The sequence below is a fragment of the Vibrio sp. OPT41 genome (genome assembly GCF_015163595.1).
Classification (GTDB): Bacteria; Pseudomonadota; Gammaproteobacteria; order Enterobacterales; family Vibrionaceae; genus Vibrio; species Vibrio alginolyticus.
In genome coordinates, this window is record NZ_JADDYH010000018.1 from 1 (window position 1) to 23,089 (window position 23,089).

Annotated in this window: 14 protein-coding genes, 1 tRNA gene, 1 rRNA gene and 1 riboswitch; of the genes, 10 read left to right on the forward strand and 6 right to left on the reverse strand. The window is 44.4% G+C overall.

The features are described from left to right. Positions 1-104: 104 nt before the first annotated feature. Together rrf and IQP38_RS10530 are read left to right on the forward strand one after the other, a co-directional pair. Positions 105-221: ribosomal RNA gene (gene rrf, locus IQP38_RS10525) — 5S ribosomal RNA — on the forward strand. A gap of 45 nt (positions 222-266) precedes the next feature. Next, a tRNA-Asp gene (locus tag IQP38_RS10530) sits at positions 267-343 on the forward strand. A gap of 746 nt (positions 344-1,089) precedes the next feature. Here the strand turns inward: IQP38_RS10530 and IQP38_RS10535 are convergent. After that, complete coding sequence (locus IQP38_RS10535) at positions 1,090-2,421, reverse strand: cation:proton antiporter (protein ID WP_017636212.1); 1,332 nt, start codon at positions 2,419-2,421, stop codon at positions 1,090-1,092. Between the two features lie 191 nt (positions 2,422-2,612). On the opposite strand from IQP38_RS10535, the gene metH reads away from it, so the two are divergent. After that, the gene (metH, locus tag IQP38_RS10540) at positions 2,613-6,293 is read left to right on the forward strand and encodes a methionine synthase (protein WP_054577147.1); all 3,681 of its coding nucleotides are present in this window, start codon (positions 2,613-2,615) and stop codon (positions 6,291-6,293) included. An 86-nt stretch (positions 6,294-6,379) separates the two neighbouring features. Here the strand turns inward: metH and lysC are convergent, their stop codons facing one another. Next, positions 6,380-7,732, reverse strand: a complete 1,353-nt coding sequence (gene lysC, locus IQP38_RS10545) for a lysine-sensitive aspartokinase 3 (protein WP_017636211.1) — start codon at positions 7,730-7,732, stop codon at positions 6,380-6,382. 101 nt (positions 7,733-7,833) lie between these two features. After that, a riboswitch (Lysine riboswitch) is annotated at positions 7,834-8,012 on the reverse strand. A 220-nt stretch (positions 8,013-8,232) separates the two neighbouring features. On the opposite strand from lysC, the gene IQP38_RS10550 reads away from it, so the two are divergent. Continuing rightward, positions 8,233-9,354, forward strand: coding sequence for a pyridoxal-phosphate-dependent aminotransferase family protein (locus IQP38_RS10550; RefSeq protein ID WP_017636209.1), 1,122 nt, complete (start codon positions 8,233-8,235; stop codon positions 9,352-9,354). A gap of 59 nt (positions 9,355-9,413) precedes the next feature. On the opposite strand, the gene IQP38_RS10555 is transcribed toward IQP38_RS10550, so the two are convergent. The 4 genes from IQP38_RS10555 to IQP38_RS10570 all read right to left on the reverse strand — a co-directional run bounded on the left by IQP38_RS10555 (position 9,414) and on the right by IQP38_RS10570 (position 15,911). Beyond that, the gene (locus IQP38_RS10555; protein WP_053303474.1) at positions 9,414-11,195 is read right to left on the reverse strand and encodes a PglL family O-oligosaccharyltransferase; all 1,782 of its coding nucleotides are present in this window, start codon (positions 11,193-11,195) and stop codon (positions 9,414-9,416) included. A gap of 67 nt (positions 11,196-11,262) precedes the next feature. Beyond that, the gene (gene uvrA / locus IQP38_RS10560) at positions 11,263-14,085 is read right to left on the reverse strand and encodes an excinuclease ABC subunit UvrA (RefSeq protein ID WP_017636207.1); all 2,823 of its coding nucleotides are present in this window, start codon (positions 14,083-14,085) and stop codon (positions 11,263-11,265) included. Positions 14,086-14,234: 149 nt separating this feature from the next. Continuing rightward, positions 14,235-15,107, reverse strand: a complete 873-nt coding sequence (galU, locus tag IQP38_RS10565; RefSeq protein WP_005381239.1) for a UTP--glucose-1-phosphate uridylyltransferase GalU — start codon at positions 15,105-15,107, stop codon at positions 14,235-14,237. A gap of 159 nt (positions 15,108-15,266) precedes the next feature. Next, positions 15,267-15,911 carry a LuxR C-terminal-related transcriptional regulator gene (locus tag IQP38_RS10570; protein ID WP_005381237.1) on the reverse strand — a complete coding sequence of 215 codons (645 nt, stop codon included), beginning with the start codon at positions 15,909-15,911 and terminating at the stop codon, positions 15,267-15,269. A 277-nt stretch (positions 15,912-16,188) separates the two neighbouring features. Here IQP38_RS10570 and IQP38_RS10575 point away from each other — a divergent pair, with 277 nt between their 5' ends. The 6 genes from IQP38_RS10575 to mshL all read left to right on the forward strand — a co-directional run bounded on the left by IQP38_RS10575 (position 16,189) and on the right by mshL (position 23,070). Continuing rightward, the gene (locus IQP38_RS10575; RefSeq protein ID WP_017636205.1) at positions 16,189-16,728 is read left to right on the forward strand and encodes a single-stranded DNA-binding protein; all 540 of its coding nucleotides are present in this window, start codon (positions 16,189-16,191) and stop codon (positions 16,726-16,728) included. A gap of 242 nt (positions 16,729-16,970) precedes the next feature. After that, on the forward strand, positions 16,971-18,980 hold the full coding sequence (csrD, locus tag IQP38_RS10580; protein WP_193837562.1) for an RNase E specificity factor CsrD: 2,010 nt from the start codon (positions 16,971-16,973) through the stop codon (positions 18,978-18,980). 11 nt (positions 18,981-18,991) lie between these two features. Continuing rightward, positions 18,992-20,437 (forward strand): hypothetical protein, encoded by a 1,446-nt coding sequence (locus IQP38_RS10585; RefSeq protein WP_047103665.1) that lies wholly within the window; start codon positions 18,992-18,994, stop codon positions 20,435-20,437. Continuing rightward, entirely contained in the window at positions 20,434-21,084 is a 651-nt protein-coding gene (gspM, locus tag IQP38_RS10590; RefSeq protein ID WP_005381197.1) for a type II secretion system protein GspM, read from the forward strand. The genes IQP38_RS10585 and gspM overlap by 4 nt, the downstream gene beginning before the upstream one ends. Continuing rightward, the gene (locus IQP38_RS10595; RefSeq protein WP_005381196.1) at positions 21,077-21,409 is read left to right on the forward strand and encodes a hypothetical protein; all 333 of its coding nucleotides are present in this window, start codon (positions 21,077-21,079) and stop codon (positions 21,407-21,409) included. The genes gspM and IQP38_RS10595 overlap by 8 nt, the downstream gene beginning before the upstream one ends. Before the next feature lie 20 nt (positions 21,410-21,429). Next, positions 21,430-23,070 (forward strand): pilus (MSHA type) biogenesis protein MshL, encoded by a 1,641-nt coding sequence (mshL, locus tag IQP38_RS10600; protein WP_005388471.1) that lies wholly within the window; start codon positions 21,430-21,432, stop codon positions 23,068-23,070. The last annotated feature ends 19 nt before the right edge of the window (positions 23,071-23,089 follow it).

Consider the following 23,089-nt stretch of genomic DNA (forward strand, 5'->3'; position numbering starts at 1 on the left):
GGCTTAACCATACAACACCCAAGGGGTTTTGATGGACTCAATGAAAGAACATTGAATGTGTAAGAACGAGAATTAAAAAACAGCTTTCCAGATTAAAGGATTTGCTTGGCGACCATAGCGTTTTGGACCCACCTGATTTCCATGCCGAACTCAGAAGTGAAACGAAATAGCGTCGATGGTAGTGTGGGGCTTCCCCATGTGAGAGTAGAACATCGCCAGGCTTTAAATTTTGGACGCTTGCTTATTAAAGCGAGTGATACCACTGCGGAGTGGTAGTTCAGTTGGTTAGAATACCGGCCTGTCACGCCGGGGGTCGCGGGTTCGAGTCCCGTCCACTCCGCCACTTATATTAAGCCTCAGTCGAAAGACTGAGGCTTTTTTCGTTCTGGTTCCCCCGACTTACCTGAAACTCACTTTCATATTGAAACCTTGCATCTAGAGTTACGCTACCCTCTTCACATGGTTTTAATATCGTCGTGAACGAGCTAGCATGTAACTCTGTGCCTTAGTCTTAGCCTTATTCCGATACCAAGCTCTAACCAAAGCTCCTTTTATTCGATATTAGAAAATCTAGTTATATGACAGAGCTTAATTGTTTGAGGTGTCGCTTGTTTCTAATTTGAAAACAGGAGGACTTTGAATACAAGTTTAGTCTCACTGAGTTCAAGAGGGAAGGGATTTAAACTTCCGTTAAGGCTTTGCTACCTGGGTGCTAGCTCAGTTTTATCTCGGTGAGGTTTCTAACCCGTTTGGGTTCTGAACGCAATCACCCTAAATGTCTCTTTCTCATAAAAACACAAACTCGCTCATTGCTAAGTATTGTGGAAGTTTAACTTTGATGTTTGCGAGGAGCCTATATTGCCAAGGGAAGAGAAGTGATACAGATGAAAATGGGCAAATTAAAAGACTCGTTTATGAATACTATCTATCGGCAATAGTTAGTATCTATGAAAGTGTAGCGTAGCGATTCTTAGTATATTTGAAGGTATATCAAAGAATAAGGAGCATTCGTCCTTGAAGGGGAGTCTGAAAATTAGTTATGAAAAAAGCAGCTAGGTAGCTGCTTTTTATCTATTAAGTAACGTGTCTTTAAGAGTCCACTGGCTCCGTATGTTCCGGAGTGGTTATTGCTTGGTTATTCTCTTCCATCTTCTTCTCTTCTGCTTTTGCTTTTTCAATCATTGGGGTGATTGTTGAGCCTTGAATGAGGATAGAGAAAACAACGACGGAGTAGGTCATTACAAGAATAATCTCTTTTACATCGATTAACTTATCTTGAATCACCCAAATACCAGATGGAATGGAAAGTGCCATTGCCAATGCAAGGCCCCCGCGTAAGCCGCCCCACGTCAAAATACGTACTGACCACGGGTTATATTTTCTGTAACGCTTAAAGCCAATGTACGAGAGAAATACGCTTAAATAGCGAGCTGCTAGTACAAGAGGGACTGAAATAGCCATCATAATCCAGTCTTCTTTGTGGAATTCAAATAGCAGCATCGACATGCCGATCAGTAGGAATAACACGCCATTCAAGAACTCATCAACAAGCTCCCAAAAATGGTCAAGGTGATCTTCACTCTCTTTTGAAAAGCCAATAAAGCGTGTCCAGTTGCCAATCATAATACCGGATACAACCATCGCGAGTGGGCCTGATACATGGATGTATTCAGCAAATGCGTAACCTGCTGTTGGGACACCAATGGTAAGTAACAATTCCATTGAGTGATCATCGGTGGCACTGATCAAGTAGTGGAATAGCAAACCGAGGACGAAACCATATATGATACCACCGATAGCTTCTTGGATGAAGAGCAAGGTGACACTACCTACAGTTGGTGCCTCAGTGCCAAATGCAATCGTAAATAGAGTGACGAAGATAACCAAACCGAAGCCATCATTGAAGAGCGATTCTCCTTCAATCTGAGTGGAGATACGTTTAGGAGCATCTAGTTTTTTCACAATAGCCAATACAGCGATTGGGTCAGTTGGCGATATTAGAGCACCAAATAGTAAGCAGTAGACCAAATCAAATTGGATGCCAATTAACTGACAAAACCCATACAGTGCAAATCCAATAAAGAACGTAGAAAACAGTGTAGCTCCAAGGGCTAAAACAGTGATCTCCCACTTCTGATCTTTAAGGTTCGGGAGTTTGATGCCTAGTCCACCAGCAAATAGTAAGAAGCCAAGAATGCCTTTGAGCAAGAAATCTTCGAAGTTAATCCTTGTGACCGTCTCCGTCGCAATTTCGGTGAGATGGAACCAGTTGTTTTGACCCGCAATTAAGATTAGAAGTGAAAGCACCATTGAACCTGCGGTAATCGCAATGGTGGTTTGCATCTTTCCTATCTTGCTGTTTACAAAAGCAATTAGCATCGCAGCTGCGGATAGAAAACATAAAGTATGATAGACCGACATAGAGCTCTCTATTTGTAACATTTTATGAATGGAATTCTCGGCTGATGCTGCTTAAATAGCAAACATTTTTTCGTGATTATTTTGCAAGTTAAGAAGGATATAAAATAATCATTAATTCTACGTTTAGACGTCTAGACTCCTGAAGTTTGTGTGATAGGATGGAAAGATAACTAAAGGAATGAGGCTGTACTGTGGGAAGTAACGTAATACAACAGATTGAAGCTCAATTGAAGCAACGTATTCTTTTAATTGATGGTGGTATGGGAACCATGATTCAGGGATACAAACTTGAAGAGCAAGACTATCGAGGAACGCGCTTTGCGGATTGGCATTGTGATCTAAAAGGTAACAACGACCTGTTGGTTCTAAGTCAGCCTCAACTTATCAAGGAAATTCACGCTGCATATTTAGAAGCGGGTGCAGATATTCTTGAGACCAACACTTTTAACGCAACAACCATTGCGATGGCTGACTACGAGATGGAAAGCCTAAGTGAAGAAATTAACTTTGCAGCTGCCAAGCTTGCACGTGAAGTTGCAGACGAATGGACCGCAAAAACACCCGATAAACCGCGTTATGTCGCAGGGGTTTTAGGGCCGACGAACCGCACTTGTTCTATCTCTCCTGATGTAAACGACCCTGGATATCGAAATGTTTCTTTCGACGAGTTAGTTGAGGCTTACTCTGAATCGACTCGAGCGCTGATTAAAGGTGGTTCTGATCTTATTCTTATCGAGACCATCTTCGATACTCTTAACGCTAAGGCTTGTTCATTTGCTGTTGAAAGTGTGTTTGAAGATATGGGTATTGAGTTACCTGTGATGATCTCGGGGACTATTACTGATGCTTCCGGTAGAACATTATCCGGTCAAACCACAGAAGCGTTTTACAACTCATTACGTCATGTTAAACCGATTTCGTTTGGTTTGAACTGTGCACTTGGCCCGGATGAACTGCGTCCTTATGTTGAAGAGCTCTCGCGTATATCAGAATCTTTTGTTTCCGCTCACCCAAATGCTGGGCTTCCGAATGCATTCGGCGAATACGATTTGTCGCCAGAAGATATGGCTAAGCATGTTAAAGAGTGGGCTCAAAGCGGCTTTTTAAACTTGATTGGTGGGTGTTGTGGTACAACTCCTGAGCACATTCGCCAAATGGCACTCGCGGTTGAAAATATCGCCCCTCGTCAATTACCTGAACTTCCCGTTGCTTGTCGCTTGTCTGGCTTAGAGCCGCTCGCCATTGATAAAGACTCTTTATTCATCAATGTCGGTGAGCGTACGAATGTAACTGGTTCTGCGCGTTTTAAGCGCTTGATTAAAGAAGAACTGTACGACGAAGCGCTCGATGTGGCTCGTCAACAAGTTGAAAATGGCGCTCAAATTATCGATATCAACATGGATGAAGGCATGTTGGATGCACAAGCTTGTATGGTTCGATTTTTAAACCTTTGTGCGTCAGAACCTGAAATATCCAAAGTACCAATCATGGTTGACTCTTCCAAGTGGGAGGTTATTGAAGCCGGTCTTAAGTGCATCCAAGGAAAAGGCATTGTTAACTCGATCTCTCTCAAAGAAGGCAAAGAGAAATTCGTTGAACAAGCTAAGTTGATCCGCCGTTACGGTGCGGCTGTGATTGTGATGGCGTTTGATGAGATTGGGCAAGCAGATACACGTGAGCGCAAAGTAGAAATTTGTACCAACGCTTACCGAATTCTTGTTGATGAAGTGGGCTTTCCACCAGAAGACATCATTTTTGACCCAAACATTTTTGCCATTGCTACGGGGATCGAGGAGCATAATAACTACGCGGTGGATTTCATTGAAGCCGTTGGCGATATCAAACGTGATTTACCACATGCGATGATCTCGGGTGGTGTTTCTAACGTCTCATTCTCTTTCCGTGGCAATAACTATGTACGTGAAGCGATTCACGCGGTGTTCCTCTATCACTGTTTTAAAAATGGTATGGATATGGGGATTGTGAATGCGGGTCAGTTAGAAATCTACGATAACGTGCCTGAAAAATTGCGTGAGGCTGTGGAAGATGTCGTTCTTAACCGTCGTGATGACGCCACTGAGAGATTGTTAGATATCGCGGCGGAATATGCAGGCAAAGGGGTAGGTAAAGAGGAGGATGCCTCTGCACTTGAGTGGAGAACTTGGCCTGTTGAAAAGCGTTTAGAGCACGCGTTAGTGAAAGGAATAACTGAGTTCATCGTTGATGATACCGAAGAGGCTCGTGTCAACGCTTCAAAGCCATTAGAGGTGATTGAAGGCCCACTAATGGATGGGATGAACGTCGTCGGAGACTTGTTTGGTGAAGGTAAAATGTTCCTTCCTCAGGTCGTAAAATCTGCACGAGTGATGAAGCAAGCAGTCGCGCATCTGGAGCCCTACATCAATGCAGAAAAGCAGGTGGGACAAACAAACGGTAAGATTTTGCTAGCGACGGTCAAAGGTGATGTACATGATATCGGGAAAAATATCGTTGGCGTTGTATTGCAGTGCAATAATTATGAAATTATCGATCTTGGTGTCATGGTTCCTTGCGAAAAGATCTTAAAAGTAGCGCAAGAAGAAAACGTCGATATTATTGGTTTATCAGGGTTGATCACGCCTTCATTAGACGAAATGGTGCATGTTGCAAAAGAGATGGAGCGTCTCGACTTTAACTTACCTCTTCTCATCGGTGGCGCAACAACGTCAAAAGCCCATACAGCAGTTAAGATTGAGCAAAATTACAAGCATCCAGTGGTTTACGTGAACAACGCCTCACGTGCAGTGGGCGTATGTACTTCTCTTCTGTCTGATGAACGTCGCCCTGAATTTGTTGAAAAACTTGAAGCTGATTACGAACGAGTACGTGATCAACATAATCGAAAGAAACCGAGAACCAAACCAGTGACATTAGAAGCTGCTCGAGCGAATAAAGTTGCTATCGATTGGGAAGCTTATACTCCTCCAGTGCCTGTTAAGCCTGGCATTCATATCTTCGATGATTTTGATGTGGCTATATTACGTCAATACATCGATTGGACACCATTCTTTATGACTTGGTCACTTGTGGGTAAGTATCCAACAATTTTCCAACATGAAGAAGTTGGTGAAGAAGCAAAACGTTTATTCGAAGATGCCAACGAGATACTTGATCGAGTTGAGCGAGAAGGCCTGTTAAAAGCGCGTGGAATGTGTGGCTTATTCCCTGCTGCGAGCGTGGGGGACGACATTGAAGTTTATGCTGATGAAACTCGTACCGACGTTGTGAAAGTATTACGTAACTTGCGACAACAGACCGAGAAACCAAAAGGATTCAACTATTGTTTATCCGACTACATCGCACCTAAAGAGTCGGGTAAGCATGATTGGATAGGGGCATTTGCTGTCACTGGTGGTATTGGTGAACGAGAGCTTGCTGATGAATACAAAGCACAGGGAGATGATTACAACGCAATTATGATTCAAGCGGTGGCGGATCGCCTAGCCGAAGCGTTTGCTGAGTATTTGCATGAGCGTGTCCGTAAAGAAATTTGGGGTTATGCTGCGGATGAAGATTTATCTAACGATGATCTCATTCGTGAAAAATACCAAGGTATTCGCCCTGCACCAGGTTATCCAGCGTGCCCTGAGCATACTGAAAAAGGACCGCTTTGGGAGCTACTTAATGTGGAAGAGAATATTGGCATGACTCTAACCTCCAGCTATGCAATGTATCCGGGCGCGTCAGTCTCTGGTTGGTATTTCTCTCATCCTGACTCACGTTACTTTGCGATCGCACAGATCCAAGAAGATCAGCTAGAGAGTTACGCCGATCGTAAGGGGTGGGATAGGATCGAGGCTGAAAAATGGTTAGGGCCAAACATTAACGGTTAAATTGATGTTTACCTCGTCCAAATGTAACAACTATTGAAACAACAAAGGGCTGCAGATACGCAGCCCTTTGTTTTATTGAGTTGAACTTACTTCTCAAACAACTCCGTGTGGAGTTTTTGTATGGCTTGTTTCGATACCGATTCATGGAGCAAGAAGCATAAGTTGTGAGGGCTAGCGCCATAACAAATCATGCGTAGGTTAAAATCTTCTAGCGTGCCAAAAACCTGTTTCGCGTAGCCTTTACTCTCACTCATGTTGTTACCAATGAGAGCAACGAGGCATAGGTCATGTTCAACTTCTACCTTACATAACTCTTCTAACTCTTCTCGTGCAGCTTGCGGCAGCTGCGGCGCGCCACCAGATGTATCAGTTTGATCAAGTGTTAACGATACACTGATTTCAGATGTCGTGATCAAATCGACAGAGATCTTATGCTTTGCAAGGATCTCAAAGACCTTTGCTAAGAAACCGTATGCGTGGAACATATTGGCGCTGCGTAGCGTTACCATGGTTTGGTTACAACGCAAAGCTAGCGCACGGAATAACGGTGAGCTTTCGACTTGGTGGCGAATCCAAGTTCCCCCTTTTTCAGGCTCTTTCGATGACCCTACAAATACCGGAATGTCGTGGCGCAATGCAGGTACTAGCGTAGAAGGGTGAAGGATTTTAGCGCCAAAGTTAGCCATTTCTGAAGCTTCACTAAAGCTGATCTCAGGAATTGGTGAGGCTTTTGGCGCAATTCGCGGGTCTGTTGTGTAGATGCCCGGAACATCAGTCCAGATTTCTAACCCTGCCGCTTTGACGCTCTCAGCAATTAAGGCGGCGCTGTAATCGCTGCCTCCTCGACCTAGTGTTGTTGTATTACCGGCTTCGTCAGATCCTATGAAGCCTTGAGTAACAACAACGGATTGTTGGCAAAGTGGTACGAGTTTATCTTGCGCAAGCGTCGAAATTGCTTCAATGTTTGGCTCCGCGCGACCAAAGTTGTCATCAGTACGCAGCACATCGCGGATATCAAAGCGCACAGCTTGAATGCCTCGCTCACACATTAACTGAGTTAGAATGTGCGTCGACATGAGTTCACCACATGCGACTAAATGATCGGTTAACTTCGCACTAGCTTGGATAGATGCAGCCTCGGCCAGGCTGGTTACGGTATCTAATATGTCATACACCTCGGCAGCAGTTTTCGTGCTGTCTTCGAGCTGAGTTAAAATGGCGTCATGAATGTTGGCCAAATTTTGTAGCAGCTCAGTACGGTGCGTTTGATCCTGAACACCGTTGGCGAGTTCTACCAATAGGTTGGTGACGCCAGAGCAAGCGCTGCTCACGACCAGGCGAGTAGTTGGATTGTTTTCGATAATGGTGGCGCAACGACTCATTGCCTCAAAGTTGGCAACACTGGTTCCACCGAATTTAGCTACGTTAAATGCGCTCACTGCGTTCTCCCACGACTTCCTAAAAAATTGTACATCCAATGTTTAGTGAGAAAAGGAACAGAGCAAAAAGAGAGGTATTTAGAATGCTATTTGAAAAATTTACCCTCAGAAGCCCTTCATCAGACTGCGCTGATGACAGTTGATGGGATTCAGCCCAATTCAACCGACAAGTCAAATCCTGCAACTTTGACTTACCTCGGCACTACTCCCCCTCAATGATTGGTGTTGGAATTGCGGTTCCACAAATCATCTACCTGGGTAGCGCTCCTCTTCTACATAAAGCTCAAACATTGAACGGTTTTGAGACCTTAATGTCAATCAATATTTCAACCTTTATGGTGTTTTTTATTAACGATTTTGTGACACTGGTTTGACCTCCATACTTACGGCTAATTGCTGATAGAGGAAAAATCTATTAGGGTGAAGAACCCTACACCTGAGCCATGTTATTGAATAGAACTTTTAGAATGCTCAGGATAAAAGATAATCAAGGAGCTGACATGTCGATCCAAAGCTTTATTCCACCTCACCGTATTTTAATGGGACCTGGTCCTTCTGATATTTATCCTCAAGTGTTACAAGCACTAAGCCGTCCTACTGTAGGTCACCTTGATCCTCTGTTTATCGGTATGATGGATGAGCTCAAGCAGCTATTGAAGTATGCCTTTCAAACTGACAATGAGTTCACGATTGCGGTTTCAGCGCCAGGTAGTGCAGGGATGGAAACCTGCTTTGTAAACTTGATCGAGAAAGGCGATAAAGTGATCGTCTGCCGTAATGGTGTATTTGGTGAACGCATGCGCGAAAATGTCGTCCGTGCTGGTGGTGAAGTTGTTATCGTCGATGATGAATGGGGGACGCCTGTTTCCATTGATAAAGTCGAGCAAGCACTCGAACAGCACCCAGATACAAAAATTCTTGCTTTTGTGCATGCGGAAACCTCAACTGGTGCAGTCAGTGATGCTCAAGCATTGGGTAAGCTGGCGAAACAGCATAATGCATTATCTATTGTTGATGCGGTGACGTCACTTGGTGGTGTGCCGTTAAAAGTGGATGAATGGCAACTGGATGCGGTTTACTCTGGTAGTCAAAAATGTTTGTCATGTGTACCTGGACTCTCACCAGTGACGTTTTCTCCTGCCGCGATTGAAAAGATTCAAGCAAGAACAACACCAGTACAGAGTTGGTTCCTCGATCAGAGTTTAGTTTTGGGGTATTGGAGTGGAAAAGGCAAGCGTAGTTACCATCATACGGCGCCAGTTAATAGCTTGTATGCGCTTCATGAAGCTTTATTGATACTGAAAAATGAAGGATTAGAAAACGCTTGGGCTCGTCACCAACTGATGCATGAAAAACTCAAAAATGGCTTACAAAAGTTAGGATTTGAATTTGTTGTGGACGAAGCCCATCGGTTGCCACAATTAAATGCGATTTACGTGCCTGAAGGAATTGATGAAGCAAAAGTTCGTGCTCACTTGCTAGAAACCTATAACCTAGAAATTGGTGCAGGCCTTGGGGCATTAGCTGGTAAAGCGTGGCGTATTGGCTTAATGGGTTACGGCGCTCGATCTGAAAACGTTGCGCTGTGCTTAAAAGCGTTAGAAGAGTCACTCACTGAATAAAATCATACAGCAATGAGATAAAGAAAAGCGAAGGTCATCCCTTCGCTTTTTTGTACTTATTACTCTGCACCTGAAGTGGGGGCTGGTGAGGCAGAGATTGCTTGAGAAGGTGGTTGGTAATTGACGTCACTGAAATCAATCTTCGGGAACAAAAACTGCGCTTCAGCTCTAATTTGCTCCGCTTTACTTGAGTCATCTAAGCCTTGGTAGGCCAAAATCAAATTATTATAAAATGCAGGGCGAGGCTTATCTTTGATGATTTTTAGCGACCAATCGATATAAGGCTGAATCAAGGTTGCGTCTTGTTGGTACAGCCCAAGGTTTAAAAACGTGCTATAGACATCCCAATCAAACCTGTCTTTCCAAACCACAGGGTTACTGACTTGATTCAGAATATCAGGGTTAGTTGGTCTAGTGGTCTCAAACTTCGTCAATACATAGTTCGTATGTAATGCGCTTACCATGTAAAACGTAAACGCAACGGGAAGTACCAAACTAAAAACACGCAGCAAGCTTTTGGTCACATTACTAAAGCCGACTTGTCGATAACGAGAGACGCGCTGATCGACCCAGTACAGTAGGATAACGAAGATCAACCAATGCACGAGAGAGTGGTAGAAAGGGTATTCCAGTTGCGAGTGCAATACGATAGGTATAAACAAGGCCAGCAACGCAAGACGAGTTCCGCGTTTGGCTTGATAGATTCGATACAGTACCAGTGCCATCGCTAAGAAGATGCCGAGTATTGGCAGCAAGCCACCTTCTACTCCCCAGTAAAGTAGCTCATTATGCGGATGATCCATGGCTGGCAAACCAGCTGGGTAATTCTCATTTAGGGCATGTTGACGAGCCGTATACAGCATGTACTCAGATTCAAACTTGCCATATCCATAACCAGTAAAAGGCTTTTCAATCACCATGTCTAATGTTTGTGGAAAAGTATACGCTCGAGGAGACTCCATATTTACTTTTTCTGCGGCTAACCCACCTCCATCAGGAAAGGCAAGATGCATGACAACGACTGAGAGTAAGAGCCCACTTACAAGTGACACAACCCAGCGGATAAAGCGCCCTTTGGTTGCAAAGCGGTACATGTATGGAATGACCAACAACACGGCGATGACCGAGGCTAACCAACCAGTGCGTGAAGCCAACGCCACAATTAGTGGTAAAGTTAAAACTGGTACGGCATAGAGAAGGTAAACATCGCTTAACTTACGATCGTATTTGTAGGGCTGACGTGCAAGTAAATAGCTGGCAATCACCAACCCTGTCGCAAGAAAGCTGGCCATTACATTGGGCTGTTGGAAAATACCATAAGGACGATTGGCCACCGTGTCGTAACCAAACGGATTGCCTGGTTTGAGATACAGATATTGTGTCAAACCAAAAATGGCTTCGATAACAACCGCAAGGACAATGAACCATAATAGGCGTTGGCGATGTTTATTACTGAAATGAAATTGTTGTAAGACAATAAAGAACAGGACACCACACCACAGGCCAATGAGCTTATTGGCTGCCAAACTGCTATTCGCATTTGGGTACAGAATGGGCACCGTCATGATAAGAGTACTAATGAACAAGCCGATGGTTAGTTTTGAGTAACGTAGTACTCGATTATTCGCAAGTTGGTAACACCCAATGCCTAATGCAAAGCTAAAAGCAATCCAAGTTGTCGCATTGAACGAAAGCGAAAGCCCCGAACCGCCGGGGTTGGGCATGAAAAAGTGCATTGCCAACACAAATAGTGTTGCCAAGGCAATGAGAAACTTGCGATTGAGGGGAACCTGTACTTTTTCGGGAGAAAGCTTTGTTCCACTTACATGTATAGTAGCCATAGTTATTGCGTTGTTTTGAATGAAAAAAGACCAGCACTTGCTGGTCTCGATACTTTACCTGTTTTTTCTACTTCAACATAGGCTTGAGGAAGTGAGCTGTGTGCGACCCCTCGATTTGCGACACATCTTCCGGAGTGCCTTGAGCGATTATCTCGCCGCCACCCTGACCCCCTTCAGGACCAAGATCGATAATCCAGTCCGCAGTCTTAATGACGTCCAGGTTATGCTCGATCACCACGACAGTATTTCCGTGGTCGCGAAGTCTGTGCAGTACAGTGAGCAACTGCTGGATATCATGGAAGTGCAAGCCGGTTGTTGGTTCATCCAAAATGTACAAGGTTTTTCCTGTATCACGTTTGGATAGCTCTCGCGCCAGTTTCACACGCTGTGCTTCACCACCGGAGAGTGTTGTTGCCGCTTGACCCAATCGTATGTACGACAAACCCACATCCATCAGTGTTTGTAGTTTGCGAGCGATGGCAGGAACTGGATCGAAGAAGGTGCGTGCATCTTCGACCGTCATTTCTAGCACTTCATCAATAGTTTTACCTTTGTAACGTACTTCGAGCGTTTCACGGTTGTAGCGTTTACCGTTACACACATCACATGGCACATAAACATCTGGTAGGAAATGCATTTCTACTTTGATAACACCGTCACCCTGACAGGCCTCACAACGACCACCGCGTACGTTAAAACTAAAACGGCCCGGCTTGTAACCGCGAGAACGCGACTCCTGTGTGCCTGCAAACAGTTCACGGATTGGTGTAAAGATCCCCGTATAGGTTGCAGGGTTAGAGCGAGGTGTACGGCCAATTGGGCTTTGATCGATATCGATGACTTTATCGAAGTGCTCTAGACCTTTAATCGATTTATAAGGTGAAGGCTGAGCCGTTGTCGCTCCGTTAAGTTGGGTATGCGCAATTTTAAAGAAAGTATCATTAATCAGCGTTGATTTACCTGAGCCAGATACCCCTGTAATACAGCTGAATAACCCAACAGGAATTGAAAGGTTAACGTTTTTAAGGTTATTACCTGTTGCGCCTAATAGCTCAACCGTTTTTTTCGGATCTCGCGGCGTGCGATCTTTCGGTACTGCGATTTCTTTAACACCGCTTAAGTACTGACCTGTCAGAGAATTCGGATTTGCGATTATCTCTTCCATGGTGCCTTCCGCAACAACATTACCACCATGTACGCCAGCACCAGGACCAATATCTATGACATGATCTGCACAGCGAATCGCATCTTCATCGTGTTCTACCACAAGTACGGTATTACCTAAATCGCGCAAATGAGTGAGCGTTTTTAATAAGCGTTCATTATCACGCTGGTGGAGGCCAATCGACGGTTCATCTAAGACGTACATGACACCAACAAGACCTGCACCAATTTGGCTTGCTAAACGAATACGTTGAGCTTCACCGCCTGATAAGGTTTCAGCACTGCGTGATAAGTTTAGGTAGTTCAAACCGACGTTAACTAAGAATTGCAGGCGGTCGTTGATTTCCTTCATCACTTTTTCAGCGATTTGGGCTCGTTGACCTTCCAGTTTCAAGGAATGGAAGAACTCCAATGCATCAGCAATGCTGAGTTCAACAATCTCAGGTAGTGTCGTATCAGCAATAAACACGTTACGTGCTTCGAGGCGTAGACGAGTACCGCCACAGCTTGAACAAGATTTAGTGGAGATGTATTTTGCAAGCTCTTCACGGACAGAGTTGGATTCTGTATCACGATAGCGACGTTCTAGGGTATTCAGAATACCTTCGAATGGATGGCGTTTAACGCGAATATCGCCACGATCGTTGATGTATTTAAACTCAATCTCAGTACGACCTGAGCCCTTTAGAATGACATCTTGCGTTTTCTTTGGCAGAGAATTAAAAGGGGCATGGAGGTCAAAACCATAATGATCGGCCAATGAGGTGAGCATTTGGAAGTAGTAGTAGTTCTTTTGATCCCAACCGCGAATCGCACCTTGTGCCAAGCTTAATGAATCATCTTGAATGACTCGGCTTGGATCGAAGTATTGTTGAACACCCAAGCCATCACAAGTGCCACATGCACCAGCAGGATTGTTGAATGAGAAAAGTCGCGGCTCTAACTCTTGCATGCTGTAACCACATTGTGGACAAGCGAAGTTGGCGGAGAAAATAATCTCTTCACCGTCGCCATCCATTGGCGCGACAACCGCAATTCCGCCTGATAATTCGAGCGTGGTCTCGAAAGATTCGGCCAAGCGCTGTTGTAAGTCTGGACGAACTTTAAAGCGGTCTACCACGACTTCAATGGTGTGCTTTTTATGTAGCTCAAGGGTTGGAGGATCGGAAAGATCGCAAGTTTCTCCATCAATACGCGCACGAATAAAGCCTTGAGCCGCTAAGTTCTCAAGCGTTTTAACATGCTCACCTTTACGTTCTTTGACAATAGGCGCCAATAGCATCATTTTGCTGCCTTCCGGCATCTCTAGGACTTTGTCCACCATTTGACTGATGGTTTGCGCAGCAAGAGGGGCATGGTGCGTTGGACAGCGGGGTTCGCCCACACGAGCATACAATAGACGTAAGTAGTCGTAGACTTCGGTAATTGTACCGACGGTTGAACGCGGGTTATGAGAAGTAGATTTCTGTTCAATAGAAATCGCGGGTGATAACCCTTCAATGTGGTCGACATCGGGTTTTTCCATCAGAGACAAAAACTGACGAGCGTAGGCAGAGAGAGACTCTACGTAGCGTCGTTGGCCTTCTGCATACAATGTATCGAAAGCGAGAGAGGATTTACCGGAGCCACTTAGTCCAGTAATGACAATCAGTTTATCGCGAGGGATTGTAAGATTAATGTCTTTAAGGTTATGGGTTCGGGCACCGCGAACTTCTATTTTATCCATCGTTTTTGCTCTATGTATAACCAAGTGGGGCAAGTATTACATAGTGTGAGAAATGTGCAAAGAAAATTACTGGATAAAAAAACAGTAAAGTAAAAAGCCCAGCGTTGTGCTGGGCTTTCGATACAGTAATTTCGTACTACGACGATGCTTTATACTGCTTTTTGTGTTGCGTGCTTACCTAGCTCAGAGGTTTTTTCATCTTTTAGATACAGGTTTTCAAAACAATAGTTAGTTGCTTCGATGTAACCTTCAACGCTACCACAGTCAAAGCGTTTGCCCTTGAATTTGTAAGCCAATACACAGCCCGCTTTTGCTTGTTTTAGCAGCGCGTCAGTGATTTGAATTTCACCACCTTTACCAGGTTCGGTGTTTTCAATCAGTTCAAAAATATCGGGAGTCAGGATGTAGCGGCCAATGATAGCAAGGTTACTAGGCGCCGTGCCTTTCTCTGGTTTTTCTACCATGTCGTCTACGCGGTAGATGTCGTCTTTGATCATTTCACCAGAGATAACGCCGTATTTGTGTGTTTCTTCGGCTGGTACTTCTTGTACTGCAACGATAGAACAGCGGAACTGCTTAAATAGTGCCACCATCTGAGCCAGTACGCCCTCTTGCTCGTTCACACAAAGGTCATCAGCAAGAACAACAGCAAATGGCTCATCGCCTACCAATTCTCGTCCAGTTAGAATCGCGTGGCCCAAGCCTTTCATTTCGCGTTGACGTATATAAGTGAAGTTTGCAGATTCAATGATTTCACGGATATCTACCAACAGCTCTTCTTTGTTGGTACCGCTAATCTGATGTTCCAGTTCGTAGTTCTTATCAAAGTGGTCCATGATCGAGTGCTTGCCACGACCTGTCACAATACACATGCCGTTCATACCAGCTTGGATTGCTTCTTCGACACCGTATTCAATAAGCGGTTTGTTCACAACTGGCATCATCTCTTTTGGCATAGATTTCGTTGCCGGTAGGAAGCGTGTGCCATAGCCTGCAGCAGGGAACAGACATTTTTTTATCATTGGGGGAATATCCTATCTCGTTTTTATCAAGAATCTGCGCATAACTTTAACACGAGAGGTATCAATGAATCATGAATAAAGTAGGAAAAAATGTGAGACTCGGTGCGGAAAAAAGATGAGCGACTCGTCATTTCAGTTATCAGAGCCGCTAACATTGCATCAAGACATTAAGTTTTGGTCTGCCCAGGCGATTGCCTGTACTCTGTTCTTTACGGATAGCTTTTTGAATATCTGATATAAGTGCGATTTGATGGTGAATTCACTGACGAATAACTCCTCGGCCATCTGACTGTTCGAGGCGCCAGCTTGTAGGCAACGCAGTACTTGTAGCTCACGAATGGTTAAGTCTACCGTAGCTGGTGCAGTATGAGTATTAATGACATTGCGGTAATAGTGTAAAAGTTGACTGGTTACATTACGCGGCAGCCAGTTTTGACCGTTAACAATGCCTTTTAACCCTTCTCCAATTTGCTCTAGCGTATCTTCAGAATAAAACACACCTTTTAATTGACCAAATGAAAGAAGTTCATCCGTGGTTAGTCTTTTAGGCACGTTGAAGACAACGGTTTCAAAGTTTTTCCATACAAGAGGCAAGTTTTTGATCGATTGAACAAGTGATTTATGTTCACTGAAGTCTATCAGTAGAATTTTATTACGGTGTTGTGGCTTGGCTTCCATGAGTGCTGCGGTTGAAATCACCGGGATGCTCATATCAACGTACTTTTCGAGTGCCGCCACTTTTTTTTGCGCATTATCTTCCATACTGATCAGAAATAGCTTTCTTGCGTAAGCCGACTTTCTCACGTGTTCCAATCTCCCTGGGTTCAATAGAAGCCATAAACTGGCATTAAAGAGAGGCCATAACCATCGCTTTACTGAATAAATGCGTTCGAATTCAAAGCTTCACGAAACGATGTCTGCAACGCGAATCAAAAATGCTACACACGTAAGTTGAAATACGATTTGGGTTCTAGAGGATGACTCAATAGATCACAATGGTATTAGACTTTAATCAAAACATTAAAGCGTGCTATTCTAATGCGCTAAAATTTTATATATCCAGAGTGAAACGGAGCACATCATGGCCAGCCGTGGAATTAACAAAGTTATTTTGGTGGGGAATCTAGGTAACGACCCTGAAATTCGTTACATGCCGAATGGCGGTGCAGTAGCAAACATTACTATTGCGACTTCTGATTCATGGCGTGATAAAGCGACTGGCGAACAGCGCGAAAAAACGGAATGGCACCGTGTTGTGTTGTTCGGCAAACTTGCGGAAGTAGCAGGTGAGTACTTGCGTAAAGGCTCTCAAGTTTACATTGAAGGGCAACTGCAAACTCGCAAATGGCAAGATCAAAGTGGCCAAGATCGCTACTCAACGGAAGTCGTTGTTCAAGGCTTCAATGGTGTGATGCAAATGCTTGGCGGTCGTGCTCAAGGTGGCAGCGCACCTATGGGCGGTCAACAGCAGCAACAAGGTGGATGGGGTCAGCCTCAACAGCCAGCTCAGCAGCAGTACAATGCGCCTCAGCAACAGCAACCACAACAACAGGCTCCGCAGCAATCACAGCAGCAGTACAATGAGCCACCAATGGATTTTGACGACGATATCCCGTTCTAAATTCTGCTTATGCTTGAATCGAAAAGGCCGCGAATATCGCGGCCTTTTTTATTGTCGCAATCTGATGATCTCACAGGCTTATCTTGGCAAGGTTAGGCGTAACAATAAAACTTATCAATGAGTGTGATTTTCTTTATGCTCCAGCCTCTCACTATCAGACTAATCCGATTGTTTGATGAACTCTTATCAAGTATAAATATTTCAATAAGGTATATGATGAATAAAAAAGGAATTTGGTATTCATGAGGTATACCCCAACTCTTAAGTTAAGCACACGGCTGGTGGCCTTTGTCACCATGATCGTTATCTGCGCCATGTTTATCTTGTTTGTCGGTGGCACCCTCTCTTTTAAACGTCTTGGGCAGGAATATCTCAACCATTATTTAGAAGGGATCGTAGAGGTGGTCGACAAGGAGATGGAAGATCCTGACGCCGCTTATTCTATGCAGCGCTGGATGCCGAAAATGCTGCAGGCTTCCAATATTGTCGAAATGACGTTGTCGACTAACAACGCCGTTGTTTATCGCTTCAAAGATACTTCTCATCAAATGGAAGCGTCAGTCTTGTTTGAGGCAGAGTACCAGCTGACTCACAATCAAGATTACACGATTCACTTTAAAGCAATTCCCCCTTACTTAGGTTACAGCTACTCAATGCAGGCGCTTTGGTCGATCACGCTTGCCGTGATATTGATCATCTTCTGCTTAATGCGCGGCGTGGCATGGCTTAAGGAGCAATTAGAAGGCTCCGAAATGCTCGAAGAGCGAGGCAGAATGATCCTGGCTGGTAGGGTGGAGCAGTATGCCAAAGGTGACAAAAAAGAATGGCCTTACACCGCCAGTGAAGCGCTCGATGTATTAATCGAAGAGTTACAAGATGCGCGTCAAGAGCGAAGCCGATTTGATACCTTTATTCGAACTCAAACCTTCCTTGATAAGCTAACCGGTACCGCTAACCGAGTGTTATTTGATAGCAAGTTGGAATCGGCGTTACTAGAAAGTGGGGCTCGCGGCGCCGTGTTGCTAGTGCGTATTCAAGACTGGAAACTGGTTGAAGAAGAGCAAGATAAGCAAATTACGGATGAGTTTATTGTTGAAGTTGGGAGTTTATTGTCCAATTTAGTTCAACGATACCCAGATGTTGTATTTTCCCGTTATTACGATGCTGATTTTGCGCTTTTTCTACCGCACCAAAGTGCGAAAGATGTGGCTAACCTTGCCTCGCAATGCATTCGCCAGTTAGAAAAGTTAATGCCGCCAGAGCCACTTGATCCAGACAACTGGTGCCATATTGGCATCACCACTTATAAAGAAGGTGAGCGACACAGCCAAATCATTGATGAAGCCGAGACTGCTTTGCGTAGTGCGCAACTACAAAATAACAATAATTGGAGTCGCTTCAAAAAATGGAACCACGATGAAGAAGCTCGCGGAAGTGTGAGGTGGAGAACGTTATTTGACACAGCACTTACACCTGAAAGTGTGATACTCTACGCACAATCTGTGCACCCAATAAGTGACGCGACGCATAAAAAATCATTATATGAAGAGTTAACATGTCGGATTCGCGATCCTGAGAATGGGATTGTTAAAGCGTCTCGGTTCATTTCTGCGATCAGACAGGTTGGTTATGAAGCGCAAATGGATAAGTCGGTTATTAATAAATTCTTAAGAGAGTTTAAGGATAATTTTGATAACTCAAGATCGTATGCGCTCAATTTGAATGTAACGCCATTTTCTAACCGAGAGTACTTTAAATGGTTTCGTGATGAACTCTTACAGTTGTCACGTGAGCAGAGAAAGTGTCTCAGTTTTGAGTTTGTTGAAGCACAATTTGTAAGACACTTAGACTTTATGCGACCAGTCGCTAAAATGCTGGCCGGTTTAGGGTGCCACTTAATGGTTGGGCAGGCTGGGCGTACCATCGTCAGCACTCACTATTTAAAAGAAGTGGACATTCGTTACCTTAAACTTCATCGCAGTTTAGTAGCAAAAATCGACCAACGACATGAAAACCAGCTATTTGTCCGCAGTATGCTAGGTGCGGCGGCAAACAGTAAAACTAAAATTATAGCAGTGGGAATTGAGAATCAGAACGAGCTCAACACATTAATTGAGCTCGGGGTTTATGGTGGGCAAGGGCGTTACTTTTCTGCGGAGCAGCAGTTTCTTCCTCGTCCCCAAGCGTTGCCGAATTCTCAATCAGAATCCCAAGTTAAATTGGGAAGACGAAATCGCTGGCGGAAAAAATAAAGATAATAATCATGGATTTCAAAGCACTATTCGACAAGCTTAAGCGATCATCTAGTGGTGGTCGCTCCTGCTTTTTGGTTATTCAGCCAGACGCCGTTTATTTATCATCTTCAATCAAAAGTAGTCGTCCATACCAATTTGATATTTCTGAGTCCAATTGGGAAAAAGCCGTTGAGCAAGCATTGAGCGTTGCAGCGAGTGCGTATGATTCATTAACGGTTGTTCTTTCTCATAACTATTACCAGATGTACCAAATCGACAAACCGGTCATGCCGCGTCAAGAATGGCCAGCCGCATTACCGTTTTTGTTGAAAGAACTGATCTCTGAGCGCGCCATCGACATTATTGCCGATGCGGTCGAGTTACCGAATTCAACCAAAGTGCAAGCATACGTCTTATCGCGAAAAATATTGGATAAGATTGTGTTACTGGCCAGTCGATCCCAGTTACCACTAGAAGCAATTCTTCCTGAAGACGATATTTGGGGAGAGACTGCGGGTGAACTAGGAAACTTCCTATTATTACAACGCAGTGTGCGTGGTCATTTCCGTATAAGCGCTTTTGTCGAAAATACTATTGCGTTCCACCGCTCTATTCGCAGTGTGACGCCACCGTTAACGGGGGTTCCGTCTAGCGATTTACAGATGGACAGTCTGTCGTTAGAACTGCAACGTTCGATTGACTATCTTTCATCTCAGTTACGCCACGTGCAATTACATCAATTGAAAGTGTGCTGTGATGAAGAGGATGAGAGCGAGCTTGTTCAGGCTCTGAACTACCGTTTAAGTACTAAGGTTTCACCGTTATTACCACCAGAACATGAGCTATCAGGACATGTTTTGGCTGACACTGCGGCTACTTCAAATACTCGACGCGTCAACTTATATCCCGATTACTTAAAACCGAAAAAAGAGCTCCTGACGCTAAAAAATATCGCGTTATCTTGGGGCGTTGCGGCGGCTGCAATTCTATTTTCTTACGGTTATGTCACTTGGCAGAGCAGCGGTTTGGAAGATGAGATTGCTATTGTAAAAAGTAAAGGCGATATCATGAAGTCAGAGCTTGAACGTTATCAAGTCAAGCTACGTAAGCATCAACCTGACAATAATAAGCTGGCAGCTAAAGCCCGCTTAGAACGTGAAGTCAAGGCGAAGCGAGACTCGCTTAAAGCTGTCGGGAAATACGATGACTCGCAACGCACGGGTTACTCTGGCGTGATGCAATCATTAGCGAAGCTAGGAAACCAAGAAATTTCTTTGTCCGAAATTCGAATCAATACCCATACCTTAGACCTGAAGGGACTAGCGAAAAAACCGAGCTCAGTGCCAAATTGGGTTAGCCAATTTAAAAACGAAATTAGCTTGGTTGGTCGAACGTTTGACGACGTCAAAATAGGTCGAAATGATAAGGATATTGTGACGTTTGAACTAAAAACGCGCGAGGATAAAGAGAAATGAACGAATTCTGGCTCTCATTAGAAGGGCGCTTTGGCGAAATGAGTACGCGTGAAAAAGTGCTCACCGCATTATGCGGTTTAGTTGTCGTGATCATGTTGCTCTTTACGCTGGTATTGGAGCCAAAGCTTAACGAGATCATCAGTAATGAGAGGCAACTAAGTAATTTAAAGCAAGCCAATCAAAAGATTGAAATCGATACGCTACGTATTCAGGCGCAACTTAAGAAAGATCCAAATGCTGAGATTGATCGCGCGATATCTAATCTGTTAGCTGAGAGTCAGCATCTTTCGATGCAATTAGCGGAGATCATCGAGCATCTTATTACACCTTCGCAAATGGCTGAGCTGCTTGAAAATGTGTTGGAGCAGCAAAGTGGCATTCACCTTTTGTCTCTGCAAACCTTGCCATCTGAGCCAATAACGGAAGATAAAGAAGCATCGCAATACTCTGGTTACTACGTGCATCCTGTTCGTATGGAACTGACTGGTGACTATTTTTCTATTGCTAATTATCTGAATAAATTGGAGAGCCTTCCTGCGAGTTATTACTGGCGCAGCTTTAGTTATAAAGTCGAAGAGTACCCGAAAGCGAAGCTTGTGTTAGAAGTCTACACACTAGGATCTAGAGAGGAGTTTATTGGTGGTTAACAAACTCATCATCTCATTGCTTGTTATGGCAGCGGCAGGAACCGCTTGGGCAAACCAGGACCCAACGGCCCCACTTGGTTGGGAAAAGCCAGCGGTTGAAACGTCAGCGAAACCAAAAGTTAAACGGTACCGACTGCCTAAGCTCAACAGTATTGTGTGTAAGCCAAGTACTGATTGTATCGCGATTATGGATAACAAACTTGTCGAAAAAGGCGAGCTATTTAAGGGTTATCGCGTCGCGAGCATTAATAGTGAATTTGTAACTTTAAAGCGTGGTAACCGTCAGTGGGACCTAGAGCTTTTTGATTTAAACGTAAAACAATAATAACCAGAGCCCGATCAGATATGCGCAAATTAGTTGTAGGAATAACGATTGCTTCTTTAATGGGATGTTCAATGGGTCATCGGAATCCAGTGGAAGTTAAAGAAGCGCTCAATGAATCGATCAATCAAGCGAACAGCCGCACATTGGAAGAAATCCCTTCTTCTGTTGAGGCAGACTTGATGCCAAATTTAGACTCGAACGTTGCATCAGAGCAAGGCACCTCGAAGCGTTTTCGTATTCAAGCGAATGCGGTCGATGCAAGAAGCTTTTTCGCTTCGTTGGTGAAAGGCACAGAGTACAGTGTGGCGATTCACCCATCGGTACAAGGTAATATCACTGTCAACTTGTCAGATGTGACATTGGATGAAGTTCTGAATGTCGTACAGAATATGTATGGCTATGACGTGGTGAAGTCTGGCAAAGTAATTCAAATCTACCCAGCAGGTATGCGTACTGTGACCATTCCAGTCGATTACCTGCAGTTCAAGCGTTCTGGTCGCTCATTAACCAGCATTGTTACGGGCTCTGTAACCTCGGCTGGTACGTCTAATTCTGGTGGTAGCTCAGACAGTTCTGACTCGTCAGACTCTAACAATGGAAACAACAACGATAGCTCAACCACATCTACGGGTGGTACACGCATCGAAACCATCACTGAAAGTGACTTCTGGCCTATGCTGCAGCAAGCCGTTGCGAATCTAATTGGTTCAGGCAAAGGGCAAAGTGTGGTTGTAACGCCACAAGCAGGAGTTATTACGGTTCGAGCATTTCCAGATGATATTCGCGAAGTACGCGAGTTCTTAGGTGTATCGCAGGAGCGCATGCAGCGCCAGGTCATTCTTGAAGCTAAAATCCTAGAAGTGACGTTGAATGATGGCTACCAACAAGGCATCAACTGGTCAAACTTATCGGCATCAATTGGTAACTCGGGTAGTATCGTAGTCAACCGCCCTGCGTCGACATTACCACCATTGGATGCGATTGGCACGCTATTGGGCGGTCAAACTAACGTGACTATTTCGGATGGTAACTTCAATGCTGTATTGAGCTTCATGTCTACGCAAGGTGACTTGAACGTCCTTTCGAGCCCTCGTATTACCGCTGCCAACAACCAAAAATCTGTTATCAAAGTGGGTACCGATGAGTACTTTGTTACCGAGCTATCGAGCAATGCAGGCAACGGTGAAAACTCAAATGCGGTTCCTGAAGTGGAACTGACGCCATTCTTCTCGGGTATTTCCCTTGATGTGACTCCGCAAATTGATAACAAAGGCAATGTGTTCCTGCATGTTCACCCCGCAGTTATTGAAGTCACGGAAGAAGTGAAGCAATTGAACTTGGGCGGAGATTTCCAAAACATCCAACTGCCATTAGCGAAAAGCTCTATTCGTGAATCAGACTCGGTTATTCGTGCTAAAGATGGCGATGTTGTGGTTATCGGCGGGTTGATGAAACAGCAAAATCGTGAGCTTGTTTCTAAAGTCCCATTTTTGGGCGATGTACCAGCACTGGGGCATTTGTTCCGCAACGTGAATAACGTAACTGAGAAAACAGAATTGGTCATCTTGCTAAAACCGACCGTAGTTGGCGTGAACTCTTGGCAGAAAGAGCTAGAGCGCTCTCGTGATCTGCTGCAAGAGTGGTTCCCAGATGCGCAATAAGCGCTGGGAAAGGTTCTGT